At 43.5% G+C, this 15,047-nt stretch carries 12 protein-coding genes; 5 read left to right on the forward strand and 7 right to left on the reverse strand.

Annotation, left to right across the window (positions count from 1 at the left end; translation table 11 throughout):
- Nucleotides 1–194 precede the first annotated feature (194 nt).
- Both QME20_RS15600 and ppsA read right to left on the reverse strand, forming a co-directional pair.
- On the reverse strand, nt 195–344 hold the full coding sequence (locus tag QME20_RS15600) for a hypothetical protein (protein WP_155279892.1): 150 nt from the start codon (nt 342–344) through the stop codon (nt 195–197).
- Between the two features lie 326 nt (nt 345–670).
- Entirely contained in the window at nt 671–3,043 is a 2,373-nt protein-coding gene (ppsA, locus tag QME20_RS15605; RefSeq protein WP_049586697.1) for a phosphoenolpyruvate synthase, read from the reverse strand.
- Between the two features lie 271 nt (nt 3,044–3,314).
- Here ppsA and QME20_RS15610 point away from each other — a divergent pair, with 271 nt between their 5' ends.
- Nucleotides 3,315–4,127: a pyruvate, water dikinase regulatory protein gene (locus QME20_RS15610; protein WP_049586695.1), complete on the forward strand. Its 813-nt coding sequence runs from the start codon at nt 3,315–3,317 to the stop codon at nt 4,125–4,127.
- A 214-nt stretch (nt 4,128–4,341) separates the two neighbouring features.
- Here QME20_RS15610 and QME20_RS15615 read toward each other — a convergent pair whose 3' ends face one another.
- A complete protein-coding gene (locus QME20_RS15615; RefSeq protein WP_281716211.1) occupies nt 4,342–5,115 on the reverse strand; it encodes a diguanylate cyclase in 774 nt (257 codons plus the stop codon).
- Nucleotides 5,116–5,357: 242 nt separating this feature from the next.
- Here QME20_RS15615 and QME20_RS15620 point away from each other — a divergent pair, with 242 nt between their 5' ends.
- Complete coding sequence (locus QME20_RS15620) at nt 5,358–5,822, forward strand: hypothetical protein (protein ID WP_156086370.1); 465 nt, start codon at nt 5,358–5,360, stop codon at nt 5,820–5,822.
- Nucleotides 5,823–5,898: 76 nt separating this feature from the next.
- Here the strand turns inward: QME20_RS15620 and QME20_RS15625 are convergent, their stop codons facing one another.
- Together QME20_RS15625 and QME20_RS15630 are read right to left on the reverse strand one after the other, a co-directional pair.
- Nucleotides 5,899–7,878, reverse strand: a complete 1,980-nt coding sequence (locus QME20_RS15625; protein ID WP_281716212.1) for a sulfotransferase — start codon at nt 7,876–7,878, stop codon at nt 5,899–5,901.
- Nucleotides 7,879–8,046: 168 nt separating this feature from the next.
- On the reverse strand, nt 8,047–10,758 hold the full coding sequence (locus QME20_RS15630; protein WP_281716213.1) for a TonB-dependent receptor: 2,712 nt from the start codon (nt 10,756–10,758) through the stop codon (nt 8,047–8,049).
- Nucleotides 10,759–11,078: 320 nt separating this feature from the next.
- Here QME20_RS15630 and betT point away from each other — a divergent pair, with 320 nt between their 5' ends.
- Both betT and QME20_RS15640 read left to right on the forward strand, forming a co-directional pair.
- Nucleotides 11,079–13,049 (forward strand): choline BCCT transporter BetT, encoded by a 1,971-nt coding sequence (betT, locus tag QME20_RS15635; protein ID WP_281716214.1) that lies wholly within the window; start codon nt 11,079–11,081, stop codon nt 13,047–13,049.
- Between the two features lie 30 nt (nt 13,050–13,079).
- Nucleotides 13,080–13,556: a MarR family transcriptional regulator gene (locus tag QME20_RS15640; RefSeq protein WP_012518305.1), complete on the forward strand. Its 477-nt coding sequence runs from the start codon at nt 13,080–13,082 to the stop codon at nt 13,554–13,556.
- Nucleotides 13,557–13,645: 89 nt separating this feature from the next.
- Here the strand turns inward: QME20_RS15640 and QME20_RS15645 are convergent, their stop codons facing one another.
- On the reverse strand, nt 13,646–13,993 hold the full coding sequence (locus tag QME20_RS15645; RefSeq protein WP_281716215.1) for an RnfH family protein: 348 nt from the start codon (nt 13,991–13,993) through the stop codon (nt 13,646–13,648).
- Nucleotides 13,990–14,421, reverse strand: a complete 432-nt coding sequence (locus tag QME20_RS15650; RefSeq protein WP_014949308.1) for a type II toxin-antitoxin system RatA family toxin — start codon at nt 14,419–14,421, stop codon at nt 13,990–13,992. The genes QME20_RS15645 and QME20_RS15650 overlap by 4 nt, the downstream gene beginning before the upstream one ends.
- A gap of 145 nt (nt 14,422–14,566) precedes the next feature.
- On the opposite strand from QME20_RS15650, the gene smpB reads away from it, so the two are divergent.
- On the forward strand, nt 14,567–15,046 hold the full coding sequence (gene smpB / locus QME20_RS15655; RefSeq protein WP_014949307.1) for an SsrA-binding protein SmpB: 480 nt from the start codon (nt 14,567–14,569) through the stop codon (nt 15,044–15,046).
- Nucleotide 15,047: the final 1 nt, after the last annotated feature.

The raw sequence follows: 15,047 nt of genomic DNA on the forward strand, positions 1-15,047 counted from the left end.
ATCTTCCCCTCAGTCAGGGTGATTCAGGTTTCTTTCAACCTGACGGGTTTGCCAGCTTCGCTGGGCAAACAAAAAAGGAGGCCAACATGACCTCCTTTCATTTAAACTGTAAATCAACCTGTAACCTTACAATTAGAAGGAAAACACTTTCAGTGTTTGACGGTTAATTCCCGCCTTATTCTAACAGGTTATTCTTACTCGTAGTTGCGTTCCATCCACATTAACTGCATTTTAAGCTCGTTAATTTCTTTTTGCGCTTCCGCCAACTGCTCTACCACAGAGCGTGATTGCATAACGTTTTCTTCGGAAGTATTTACTGAAACTGCGCTGTCATTATGTGCCATGAGAATTCAACCAAGTTAATTATTAATCAAAGATTCAAAGTGAAAGTCACTTTGTAATATTACATTTTTAATTACACAAAGTCATGTTATCAACACGCAAAAATGCATAGTTTTGCTAAATAACCACAGTTTTTTTAAGGAATGAAACTTGAGCAAAGATTTGCTTCTAGATGAGTGGCCATCACTTTAAGTTGCCTAACAAAAAAAGAGACTTTATGGTCTCTTTTTCAATAATATCAAAGCGATAACGTCGTGAAATAACACGACGTTAGATGGAAAACTAGATAGCCCTTAAGCTTTCTAGCCTTCACATCCGAGCTGCGTGATTAAGCGTGCTTTTCCGCCAGGTAAAGCCAGGTTTCAACCACGGTATCAGGATTAAGTGATACCGAATCAATCCCTTCTTGTACCAGCCACGCGGCGAAGTCTTCGTGATCTGATGGACCTTGACCACAAATGCCTACGTATTTTCCACGCTTCTTCGCTGCCTGAATTGCCATTGACAACAATGCTTTGACCGCTTCATCACGTTCATCAAACAAGTGCGCGATAAGACCACTGTCGCGATCTAGACCTAGGGTTAACTGCGTTAAGTCGTTAGACCCAATAGAGAAACCGTCGAAAATGTCTAAAAACTTATCAGCAAGCAAAGCGTTTGATGGCAGTTCACACATCATAATAACGCGAAGGCCATTTTCACCTTTCTTAAGTCCCTGCTCTTCAAGAAGCTCGATAACTTGACGACCTTCTTCTAATGTACGAACAAACGGGATCATGATCTCAACATTGGTCAAGCCCATTTTGTTGCGAACGCGCTTTATGGCTTCACATTCAAGGGCAAAACAATCGCGGAAATCTTCAGAGATGTAGCGGCTTGCACCACGGAAACCCAACATTGGGTTTTCTTCGTCTGGCTCGTATTGATAACCGCCCACTAAGTTGAAGTATTCGTTCGATTTGAAATCTGACATACGAACAATAACTTTCTCTGGCGAGAATGCAGCGCCAATGGTTGAAATACCTTCCACCAATTTCTCGATGTAGTATTCCGTAGGCGACTCGTAGCCTGCAATCATATCGCTAATTTCTTCTTTCAACTCTTCAGGCTGGCTGTCGAAATTAAGTAGTGCTTTAGGGTGCACACCAATCATGCGGTTGATAATAAACTCAAGACGCGCAAGACCAACACCTGCGTTTGGCAAGCGAGCAAAATCAAATGCGCGATCGGGGTTACCCACGTTCATCATGACTTTCAGCGGTAGGTCAGGCATTGCGTCAATGCGTGAGGTCACTACGTCGAACTCCAGTTCGTCACCGTAGATAAAACCAGTGTCACCTTCAGCACAAGATACAGTAATTTTGTCGCCGTTCTTGATACTGTCAGTCGCGTTACCACAACCCACAACCGCTGGAATACCTAACTCACGCGCGATGATTGCCGCGTGACACGTACGGCCACCGCGGTTGGTAACAATAGCAGAAGCCTTCTTCATGATAGGTTCCCAGTCAGGGTCTGTCATGTCAGTTACCAGAACATCACCCGCCTGGATTTTGTCCATCTCTTCAATTGAATCAAGCACTTTCGCTACACCAGCACCGATTTTGTGACCAATTGCACGGCCTTCACAAACAATGTTGCTTTGACCTTTCAACTGGAATCGCTCGATGCTCTGTGAGTCTTCACGGCTGCGTACCGTTTCAGGGCGAGCCTGAACAATGTATAGTTTGCCGTCTGCGCCATCTTTTGCCCACTCGATGTCCATAGGACGCTTGTAGTGGTTTTCAATGATCTGCGCCTGTTTAGCAAGCTCCATTACTTCGTCATCAGTCAACGAGAAGGTTTTGCTGTCAGCTGCATCAATATCGACAATAGACACTTGCTTACCGTGTGCTTCATCATCTGAGTACACCATTTTAGTCAGCTTACTACCAAGGTTACGACGAACGATAGCAGGCAAGCCTTTATCAAGTGTTGGTTTGTGAACATAGAATTCATCAGGGTTAACCGCACCCTGCACCACCATTTCACCTAAACCAAATGAGCTGGTAATAAATACAACGTCTTCAAAGCCAGACTCTGTATCGATAGTAAACATCACGCCTGATGATGCGATATCACTACGCACCATGCGTTGAATGCCTGCAGATAGCGCCACGCCTTTGTGGTCGTACCCTTGGTGAACGCGATATGAAATAGCGCGGTCGTTAAATAGCGATGCGAACACGTGCTTAATTGCCACAAGCACGGCTTCATAGCCTTTAACGTTTAGGAAAGTCTCTTGTTGACCTGCGAAAGACGCATCGGGCATATCTTCTGCGGTAGCAGAAGAACGCACTGCAAATGATGCTTCTTCACCTGCATCACCCTGAAGTGTAACAAAGGCAGTTTTGATTTCTTCTTCTAACTTGCCTTGAAATGGCGTGTCGATAATCCACTGACGAATGTTTTTACCTGCTTCGGTAAGTGCGTTTACGTCATCTACGTCTAACGAGTCTAAGACTTCGTGAATGCGCGCTTCTAGGCCACTTTGCTCTAGAAACTCATTAAATGCCTCGGCGGTGGTAGCAAAACCTCCCGGCACCTGCACACCGGCGTTCGCCAGGTTTGAAATCATCTCGCCTAATGATGCATTTTTGCCGCCTACGCGACCCACATCATGCATGCCCAGTTCTTGATACCAAAGTACGTATTCTTGCACAGCCCAAGCCTCCAGCTTTTTTATGTGTAGGGTATGAGGTTAATTTCAGGTTTGTGCTTTTGTCACCTGAAACTCATCAAATTGTAGTCGATATGTGGTGAAAACCACTGTTAACGCTGTCCATTACGTTTGACAGCAAACCTATTGATATTTGCCATCATTCACAAGAACCGTGTAGCTTTTCGACGAAATCATCTTAGAATGGGGAAATTCAGAAAGTAAACCCTTTATTACTTTTGTAATAAAATTACACCAATGTTAAGGATATGTTGTGCGCACAGCTTTTTATATTTCAGATGGTACAGCCATCACTGCAGAGGTCTTCGGCCACGCCCTGCTTTCCCTGTTTCCCGTTTCTTTCAATCACAACACCATTCCGTTCGTTGAAACTGAGGAACAAGCTCACAAAGTTTTACAGCAAATTTCTGAAAGTTTTCAAGACACCGGAGAAAGGCCGCTCGTTTTTTATACAATTGTGAATGTAGATATTCGCAAAATAATCTCGAAATCTGTGGGCATTAACTATAATTTTCTCGATCAATTCGTAGCGCCACTGGAAAAAGTATTGGGTGTTCCTTCAAAACCAGAAAAACATCGTACACACAGTATCCACGAAACCACCTACGATATTAGAATTGAGGCCGTAAACTACGCACTGGCTAATGACGATGGCTCTAATCTAAAAGATTACGATGAAGCAGACATCATTCTTACTGGTGTTTCACGTTCGGGTAAAACGCCAACAAGTCTTTACTTAGCCCTTCAATACGGAATAAAAGCAGCGAACTACCCTTTTACAGAAGAAGACATGGGCGACATGCTTAAGCTCCCCCCTGCCCTACGCAGGTTCAAACATAAGCTTTTTGGGCTAACGATTGCAGCGGATAGACTCCATCAAATACGTTCAGAGCGCCGTGCAAACAGCAAATATGCATCGCTGCCACAATGTCGAATGGAACTGCGTGAAGTAGAAAACTTGTATAGAAAGGAAAAAATCCCGTTTTTAAATAGCACTAAGTACTCGATTGAAGAGATCTCAGCAAAAATATTGGCAGAGACGGGGCTCAAACGTCGTAAGTACTAAGCGGGCTTTTAAGTATTCAGTAACTTTGTACGAAGCTGCCATATTTACCCGCTGTATTTTATACAACACTTTTTATGTCGCGGTGGTGCCTTTAACTATGTAAAGCGACAAGGCACCACATTACCTAGATTCTGGTCAAGTTTAGGCTAACTAGGCGATAGTAGCTCTAGTATTTGCGGTCTCGCTTGCCCTTTTATTATTTACTATTGAAGCGTCACTTCTTGTTGCTTTCTACCAATTCTTCAAGCGCTACACCTGGGTCTTCTTCACCTGCAACAGATGATGCATAAGGGCTCGCAGCTTCTGCATCCTGATGTGAAACGTCCGCTTTACTATTGGATTGTTTTTCTTCATCTGAAGACAACGTCGTTTTTTCTTGTGAACTTTTTTCTTTTGCTTTCATACCTCTAATCAACTCCTCTACATAAGGTAAAAATTCTAGCACGGTAGCAACGGCGATAACTGATAGTAAATACCATGTTGGAAGGGGCTCTTGCTTAAACCGCAGACCAAAATCAGCAGGACTTTCGCCCAGTCCGAATAACGCTATAAAATGAGACCAATGTCTGGCAATTACCAAAATTAATGCGAGCAGCGGTATCATTTCCAAAAAGCTGTGCACATGCTGCTCAATAGGCCCCACTCTTCTTTTCGATACCGCATAGCTAACGTCCCACAGTGCTGTTAATTCATGTAAGAAGAAAAACAGAATACCTGCAGCAATAATTAAACTATTCACCTCAAAGAGGAGAACCATAAAAAGAGGGATTCCTACCTCTATAAACATCAATAGATGAATTAAGGACTCCTTCGGCCCCGCGGTAGCAGCAATATTACTGCTGCGGTGGCAAAACCAGTCGACTATCCCCGCTGTGAACCACAGCGGTATGATGAAATACATCAATATTAGCTGTGTAACGTCATTCATGACTAAACCTTCTACATTAAGTCTAAGCATTACAGATGTAATAGCTTGTAAACTCGTCATCAGATAACGTTGTAACGTTGAAAACAGAAGATTAGATTAAGAATGATTAACATTTTTTAATGTCTAATAGGTAACAGGTTTTCTTATTGGAAAAATTGAAGTTATGCAATCGACAGGTCTTAGCGCTTGCTGATAGAAAATGACTATCACGGATAAACAGTTACAATTCATTAATTTATCGATATTGTAAACAAATCATAATAATACAATATAACATTGCACATTATCTTGGGAGAAGTAACATGTTCACAGAAGAAATGGTTCATACCGCACTACAAACTTGGTGCGACAATGTAGTAGCGGTAGGTAAAGTGCACGCTGAAGGTGGCGATGTAAAAGCATTCGCTTCACAAGTGCTGTCAGATAACTACGACTACGATAATGGAAAAGTACTCTTTAAACCTACGCTTACTTTTGGCTCTCAAACATTTCGCCCAACAAAAGAAGGCGCTTTATCTTATTTCGTAGGCGGTAATAGCGACTATCCAAACGACAATGGCTTTAAATTAAAGCCATGGGTGAAGGTTTGGTATAGCAAAGAAGACTTTATCTTAAACGGTGAGCTTGCCATTGTTCAGTGTAACGTACACTTTATCGGCGAAGACGACAGCCATATTTTTGTAAACAAGAGCTTTGTTTTCAAACAATGTGAAGACGGAAAAATTCGCATTATCCTTCATCAATCTTCGCTTCCGTATCAGCCTTAAAAGGTAGTTGATACGTTTTAACTAATTAAGAGTCATGACTTAAAGACAGCCATGACTCTTCATTTTTGACTATCCATTAATTATCTGGCTTTGAGGTGTCTCTGCCTAGTGCTTGTTTAAGCTCAGCTAAATAGTTTTCGAAAGGCTTCCACTGCCCCATCCCTGTTTTGTATATAGGTTGGCGAACCTGTTCAGAGCTTGGCGTCTTTATCACCCGTTTGGTTTGGTGAAACGCTAAGCATGCTTCTTCAAAATCTAACCCACAAAAATCTAGAATGCGTTTAACTTGCCCTTCCAAATCATCCAGAACATCTTCGTGCTGTACAGTAAGAATTTCCCTAGGCAATACACTATGCCAATAATCCATAAGCTGTTCATAAGCATTATAGTAACGGCCAATATCGTCAAGCGAATAGCTGAACTCTTGCCCCTCACCGAATAGCTGTTTAAAGCCACTAAAACAGCAGTCCATTGGATTTCTGCGTGCATCAATAATTTTGGCGTTAGGCAGTATCTTTTTAATTAAGCCTATGTGAATGAAGTTATTGGGCATTTTATCAATGAAAAATGCCGCGCCCTGTCGGTAAGCTTTAGTTTGCTCAATATAACGGGCACCAAGCTTTTCAAGGGTTGCACTGTCTAGTTCGCTAACGTTAAACGGATAAGGTGTTTTTTGATGACTTAATGAGGAAGCAATGCCTAATATATCGTGTAGCTCCATGGTGCCGTCTACGTGCGAATGTGACGCGAGGATTTGCTCTAATAATGTCGAACCAGCGCGGGGCAAGCCCACAATAAAAATAGGATCTGGCGCTTGGCAACCCTGTGTTTTTTTGAAATCGTCTTGACTAAAAGCCTGTTGCTGAGCATCTAATGCTCGCTCGGTTTTCCCAATATCGAATTGAAGCGTACTGCGTTTAAGCGCATTACCCTGCTGGTAATACGCGAAGGCCTTGTCATACTGAGCGTTATCTTCAAACCCTTTTCCGAGCGCAAAACAAATATGAATTTTATCGTCTAAGTTAATTGCATCATTGCTGACTTGCTCAGTCATTTGCTTAAGCATCTTGTCACTAAACTTATACGTCTTCGTATTCGCCAAGCTCCAATAGGCATCGCCATAGTCGCGAGCAAAATCTACCGCTTTTTCGTAAGCGTTAACCGCATCGGCAGTAACGCCTTTAGCTTTTAGTGCATGACCCAATGACACCCAAACTTTAGGTCTATCTGGCGTTTGTTCTAGTACGCCATGGTAAATATCTATCGCTTCATCTAATAGCCCCAGACCAACAAGCGCATGAGCAAGACTGATTTTAATAACAAAACTGTCTGGGCTTTTTGAGAGTCTTTGTCGCGCAACGTTTACGGCCTCTGGAAACTTACCCAACTTTGAAAGCACGTTTTGATAAGCTAGCGCCGCTCGCTCGTTGTCCGGATATAATTCCACACAACTTTCCAACAAAAATTCTGCATCACTGTACACCTTCAACTGCATACCAATCTCAGCCAACAACATCATAGCTTCAGGGTGATGCTTCTGTTTAGCCAAAAATTGGCGGCACACTTGCTCTGCCGCAGCGAACTGCTTTTCGTACATAAGGTCGTAGGCCCCCAGAATTGGCGGAGGAAGAGACTGCAAGTGCGCAATCTGATTTGATGCCATTTGTTCAGCGGTAGCGTCGCGATGATTTTGATAGATTAAGAGCAGCTTTTTCCAACTGCTTATAAGAGCGGGGTTAAAATGCGTTGCTTTAAAGAACGCGCTTGCTGCGTTTTGTTGGTCTCCCACAGCTTCATGACAGTAAGCAAGCTCTTGGTATCCCCTGCCGTAATCTGGGCGAAGAGATAGAAGAGTGTCGATAGCCTTAAAAGCATCGCTATGTTGGTTCGAGAGCCTGTAAGTGACAGCGGCCAAATAAAGTACTTCTGCTTCTTGCTGCTCATTTAGCGACACGGACAATAAATCTTGAATATACGATTTCGCAGGTGATAACTGACCGCGTTGAAGCGCTTGCTTAATAGCGCGAACTTGATGTTGAAAATCTTCTATTGTCATAGCCTTCGTTATAATTCTTGGTAGCGCAGATGATAATTGGCGAAAGCCAAAAGGGTAAATATTTAATACTACCGAATTTTTCTAAGATAAGTAATGAAAACGGCAGGCCTAGGCCTGCCGTTTAATGCACTGTGTACAATCTGCTTCTTCGTTTACAACAAACGACTATTAATAGTAATCGTAAGAGAAGCGAAGACCTATAGTACGAGGACGATTAGTCACAACTTTAGGCGTATACTGTTGAGTATCAATGTTCAAGATTGCTGATTTGTCGAAAACGTTGTCAACGAATGCTTCAACTTTCCAGTTTTGATACGTCATCCCCACAGATACATTACCAATCACGTAACTTTCCTGAATGTAGCGACCACCACGAATTGTTTCGCCATCTGCACCTGGATACGTTGCGCCTTTAAACTCGTCACCCTCATCTTTAATTTTCAGACCCGAGCCCGTGCCATAAATCAATCGAGTTGCATCTTCCATGGCATAGGCGTTCATCACCATGCCAGCAAGACGGTCGCCGGTGTAGGTAAGTGATGCATTAACATACCCTTCTTTACCGCCATCTAACTCAAAGAAATAACGTGCGCTAATGTTGCCTGAGAAATCAGCAGAGTACGGAAGCTCACTGCCTACGCCAGCCGCGATATCTTCTAGTTCAGGGTTAATACTAACCAGCTCAGTATCCAGTACGCTAAATGCTGCGTTAATAACTAGGTTATCTGTCGCTAACCAAGTAATGTCTGCATCAATCCCTTTAACTTCTGCATCACCAACATTATCGGTAAAGACTAAGAAACTAATATTTGCTGGGTCGAAACGCGACGTTTGCAAGTCACTGATTTCTGAATAGTAACCAGTAGCATTAACACGCAAAATACCGTCTAAGAAATCACCTTTCAGGCCAATTTCGTAGTTATCCAGCGTATCTGTTGTTGAGTAAACTGGAACACGGAAATCCGCAAAGGCCCCAGTGTCATTTGCCGCTGCGTCACCACCTAGTCTGTTAGTTACTGGTGGACGGAAGCCTTCTGAATAGTTCGCGAAAAGCAATACGTTTTCATTTACTTTCCAGTCAAGGCCAAATTTGAAGATGGTATCGTCAACAGTGAGTACACCGTCACCGTCTAGTAATCCAATTTCCAATGAACCATCTTGGATAGCATCTACAACACCTTGGCCGTCAAGACCCAAACCATCATAAACGGCGGGATCTAGCACGCCTTGACCATAGGCTTCTAATCGGCCTGTTACGTCGCGTGTTGATGTAGCGCCGCGATAAATATCGTCAATTTGATACCAGCGCGCACCAATGGTAGCAGTAAGCGTATCAGTAATTTCATAGCCTAGCTGACCAAATACTGCGATCTGCTCGATAGTATGCGTAACATCGTTTACAAAGCTAATTTCAGGAGAGAAAGGGCCACCATCGCTGTTAATTCCACGGTCACCCGCCAGCGCATTCCATGAACCCGCAAGGTTCTCAAAGATTTCAGGGCTTGCGATTTTAAACTGGCCTACTGAGCCTACCTCCTGTTCGTCATAAAACACACCCGCCGTTAGCTGCCATGGTGTATCCATCGTTGTGCTGAAACGTAGTTCGTGGGTTAAGCGAGTGCTAGTGGTGTCTTCTTTGTAGTATTTACTTGGATCGAGGCAGCGCGCGTCATCTGGATTATCTGGCGTTTCATAGTGCGTACACACATAGTACGCGGAAAATAAGCCGCCGTTGGTGTAGCCTGTGTAATCGGTAAGCGTGTCTATTTCACGATCGAGGTAACCACCGGTATACACCAAATCTAGTTTTTCCAAACGACCATTTAGGGTCCATGTGGTTAAGCCAAATTCGTCGGAGTTTTCATCGCTTTGAAAGCGAATTGCCGAGCTTTCGCCTTCCACTGTGGGGTCGTAGGCAAATACACCTTCAGTATCAAGTGTTTGTTGAGTGTGTTGAACCAGAACATCCCAATCTTCGTTGATAATGTAAGACAACCCGAATCGCGCCCCTGAGTAGACCGCGTCATTAAAGTTATCTTCAACATGTTCGCTGTTTCTTGGCGACACAACGGCGGCTTCACTGCGGGTAAAACCATTAATTTCACGACGTGCATCCATAGCAGCCGGATCGATGCCCTGTTTCTGCAATGCATTTCCAGAAATACGATCAATAACTACTGCACTTCCAATGTAACCACCATTTCCTGGCTCATTTTCAATGTTGTCAATCCAACCGCCCTGACTTTCATTGTAGGCAGCCACACGCAGCGCAAGGTTGTCAGTTGGAGTAACGTTGAAATACGCCTCCACCGTGTTACTCATATCTCCGCCTTTTGTGGTAGAGATACTGGTATCGAAGCCTGCAGCAAATCCAGAATGATCTGGCTTGTTTGTGATTAGGCGAACTGTACCTGCCTGAGAACTCGCACCAAATAACGTACCTTGCGGCCCAGGTAGAACCTCTACACGCTCAACGTCGGTAGCAAAAATATCTAAGTTTCGGCCAGCCATAGAAACAGGCATTTCATCAAGATAGAAAGCCACTGAGGGCTGAAGTGCTTGAACAGATGACAGGGTAATGCTTGATTGCGTGGTCGCCGCACCACGAATGTATATTTCGTTTTGCCCTGGACCTGTACCTTGGAATACCACATTCGGTAAAAACTCTACGTAGTCTTGGAAGTTATCAATACCGAGGTTTTCTAATGCTTTTCCATCTAACGCAGAGACTGCGACAGGGACATCTTGGATTGATTCACTTCTTTTCGTGGCGGTAACTTCTATGGTTTCAAGTTTAGCGGGCGCTTTAGTTTCTTGCGCAGCCAGAGAGGTGGATGCCAGTGCAGCGATGATTGCACAGCTAAGCTGAGTTTTTCGCATTTGTGTGTGTTTCCTTCAATTGTTTTTTATTCTTCGGACAGTGTTTACTTAAAACACATATCAAAAAGATCATATATTACGATACACAATCTATTAATTATTTCTACTCTAACGATTAATAATTAACCAAAAACACCTAAAACCTAGCAGAAAGTCTAATTTTTATCGTAAAAACAACTACAAAAAAAAGACTGCACTTTGACTCATTGACCAAATACATACAAATCAAATAATTTCATCTGATGTTTATAAAAAATGCTCCATGCGGTATATTTCTGCGTATAAACCGAAATTTATAAAAGGTGAAAGGAATTTACTGCGTGATTGAGAACGAAAATAAATCTCCACTCAACAAGCCGGTGTTTTTTACATCGTCAGCTTTAATCCTATGTTTACTTATCTTCGCTGCTGGTGCTCCTGAAACAGCAGACGCGCTTTTCCAAAAGCTTCAGAGCGCAATTGTGACCAACGGTAGTTGGTTTTATGTATTTACTGTCGCAGTAATTGTGGTGTTTGTTGTTTTCCTCGGCATGTCACGCTACGGCGAAATAAAGTTAGGTCCAGATCACGCAAGCCCCGAATTCAGCTTTGGGACTTGGCTTAGTATGTTGTTTGCAGCAGGAATGGGAATTGGGCTTATGTTCTTTGGCGTTGCCGAGCCCTTAATGCACTTTTTAGCGCCCCCCACTGCACAGGCTGAAAGCATTGACGCTGTTCGCGAAGCAATGAAAACCACATTTTTCCATTGGGGTGTTCATGCTTGGGCAATTTATGCGGTAGTGGCGCTGATTTTGGGCTATTTTGCGTACCGTCAAAACTTACCTCTTACACTGCGTTCTGCTTTATATCCGTTAATTGGTGACCGGATTTATGGCTGGCCTGGGCACGTGGTTGATATATTCGCGGTTACGTCAACGGTGTTTGGTGTATCGACGTCGCTAGGCTTGGGTGCTTCGCAAGTAAATGCGGGTTTTAACTATTTATTTGGTCTACCGTCAAATACTGGTGTGCAAATAGCTATAATGGCAGGCGTTGTTGGTTTAGCCGTAATTTCTGTAACTACTGGCCTGGAAAAAGGCATACGTCGTCTGTCAGAAACCAATATGGTTTTAGCCTTACTGCTGCTTTTAATTGTTCTTTTTTTAGGCCCAACCGTATTTTTACTACAAGCGTTCATGCAGAACACTGGAGCTTATCTGTCTGATTTGGTGCGCAACACATTTAACCTGTTCGCCTATGAGAAAACAGACTGGATTGGCGGCTGGACTATCTTCTACTGGGGTTGGTGGTTAGCATGGGCACCGTTTGTTGGCCTGTTTATCGCGCGTATCTCTTACGGTAGAACCATTCGTGAATTTGTAATGGGCGTACTGCTTATACCATCAGCATTTACACTATTTTGGATGACCGTATTCGGCAACGCTGCTATTGATCAGGTGTTAGTACAAGGTAAAGACGTACTCGCACAAATGGTAAATGAAGATAGCTCAGTGGCACTGTTTGTATTTTTAGAACAGTTCCCTTTCGCTTCAGTACTAAGCCTTATAGCAGTATTGATGGTCATTGTGTTCTTTGTAACCTCATGTGATTCGGGTGCCATGGTTGTCGATATGCTGTGTTCACACGGTGAAAACAATACGCCGTTGTGGCAACGAGTATACTGGGCTGTTGGCGTTGGTGTGGTGAGTTCAGTGCTGCTTTACGCTGGTGGTCTTGGCGCGCTGCAAACTATGACGATTGCTGCCGCACTGCCATTTGCTATTGTGCTGCTTATCGCCATAGCGGGACTATTGAAAGCCCTTCGTATTGAAGCGTACAAACGTGAAAGTTTACAAGTACTAACGGGTACACCGCAGCATAATGACTCTGATAAAAACTGGAAAGAGCGCCTTGAAAATATTGTGACCTTTCCAGATGAAACTGCCGTTCGTCGTTATATCAACAAAGTGGTGAAGCCTGCGCTAATAGAAGTAAGCGAGGAGTTTAAAGCACAGCAATTTGAAATTAAAATTGAAGATACCGACGAAGCACTCATATTAACCGTTGATATGGGCAATGACCCTGAGTTTATTTATGCTGTGCACCCTGTATCGACAGAACAGCCTGAATTTGGTCCAAGTGACACTCCAGTACTGGACGAAAACAAAAAGGCCACGTACTATCGCGCCGAAGTGCACCTTAGTGAAGGTGGTCAGAACTATGATATTATGGGCTGGTCGAAGATCTCGGTCATTAATGACGTCATCGATCACTATCATAAGCACCAACATTTTATTCATTTGCTTAAGTAACCGTTGGGTTACGCATTTGTTGGAAGTAACATGCGAAAAGAAGAAGAACTATTAGTGGCACTACGGCGCGTAATACGCGCTGTAGACCTACGCAGCAAGCAGCTAAGTAAACACGTGGGTTTAACAGGCCCACAGTTATTGGTGATGCAAAATATTGAAGAGCGCCCGGGTATAATGGTGCGCGAAATTGCAGAGAATATTAACTTAAGCCCTGCAACCATCACGAATATTCTAGATAGACTAGAATCACGAGACTTAGCTACGCGCATAAGAAGTACGCAAGATAAACGAAAAGTGGGCGTATTCTTAACCGAACGCGGTAAAGAGGCAGTGGTTGACGCACCTCGCCCTCTTCAAGAACACTTTGTCGAGCGTTTTTCACAGCTTAAAGAGTGGGAGCAAAGCCAAATGGTCGCTACCGTTCAGCGAATTGCTAGCATGATGGATGCTGAAGATATTGATGCCTCCCCTTTCCTGGAGTTAGGCAGTATTTCAGAAAAAAGCTAATAGCCTTTGTCTTTAAAAAAAATGGCCTTCACTTGAAGGCCATTTTTGTATCTATCTTTGGCGCTGGCGTAGAAGCGCTCAGCTGACTGCTATGACTTCGCCTTAAGTGGATTTACCTTTCCACCTGTGATTTTGTCAGCGCGCCCTTCCTCTTTCGCTTTCTCAGCACGGCGCTTGCGGATTTCTTTAGGGTCAGCAATAAGCGGGCGGTAAATTTCAATACGGTCGCCATCGGTAAGCGTGTCGCGAAGCTTAACCACGCGGCTCCAAATACCCACTTTTGTTGCTTTCAAATTAATCTCGGGAAACTGCTCAAGCACGTTAGACGCGTTTATCCCTTCTTCTACCGTCGCATTTTCATGAATAGCAACATCAATGATAGTTTGCTTGGTGGGTAACGCGTAGGCAACCTCAATATTGATGAGCTTCTTACTCATGCGTACACGCTCCGCGCTCGGTCTGTAAACGCTGCAACCATACTGCTGGCTAAACTGTTAAACACTTTACCAAAAGCCATTTCAGCTAGCTTATTGCTGAATTCAAACTCTAGGTTTAATTCAATTTTACAGGCTTCTTCTGATAACGCTGAAAATGTCCAGCCACCGGTAAGCGAGCGAAACGGACCGTCGACCAGTTGCATTTGAATACTTTTACCTGGCTCTAACACGTTGTGCGTTGTAAACCATTGCTTGATACCTGCTTTTGCCACTAACAATGACGCTTTCATGCTTTGCGCTGAAGTGTCGAGGATTTTGCTATCGGTACAGCCTGGCAAAAACTCTGGGTAGGAAGCTACATCGTTGACTAAGTTAAACATGGCTTCTGCGCTATGAGCTACCAGCGCGCTTCTATGAATACTTGGCATTGATTCCACTACAATTAAAACTCTTGGCCGCATTGTATCACAGAAAATTTGGTTCGCTCGTATTCGGTTTTGAACCAAATGCCCCAATATAAGATAACAATGACAACTAAAGACATTCCTTTGAACAATCAGTATAATAGCCAGCATGAAAAAGAATAAAGCCAACAAAAACACCACAGGAAATATCGCGCAGAATAAAAAAGCGCGTCACGACTATTTCCTAGAAGACAAGTTCGAAGCCGGACTTGAGCTTCAAGGGTGGGAAATTAAAAGTATTCGTGCCGGTAAAGTGAACATTACCGATGCGTACATTATTATCCAGAATGCCGAAGCGTATTTGGTAGGGTGTAGAATTAGTCCGCTGAATCAAGCCTCTACCCACGTTATCGCTGCTCCAGAGCGTGCTCGCAAATTGTTGCTGAACAAACGAGAAATTGACCGCTTAATGGGTGCGCGAGACCGCCAAGGTTATTCAATCGTTGCCACGTCTATGTATTGGAAAAAGTGTTGGGTGAAACTAGAAATTCACCTAGCAAAAGGTAAGCACGCCCATGACAAGCGTGACACCATTAAAGACAAAGATTGGCAACGTCAAAAAGAAAGAATGATGAAACACAGCGTTTAAC

Source organism: Alteromonas sp. CyTr2 (genome assembly GCF_947311905.1).
Taxonomy (GTDB): domain Bacteria; phylum Pseudomonadota; class Gammaproteobacteria; order Enterobacterales; family Alteromonadaceae; genus Alteromonas; species Alteromonas macleodii.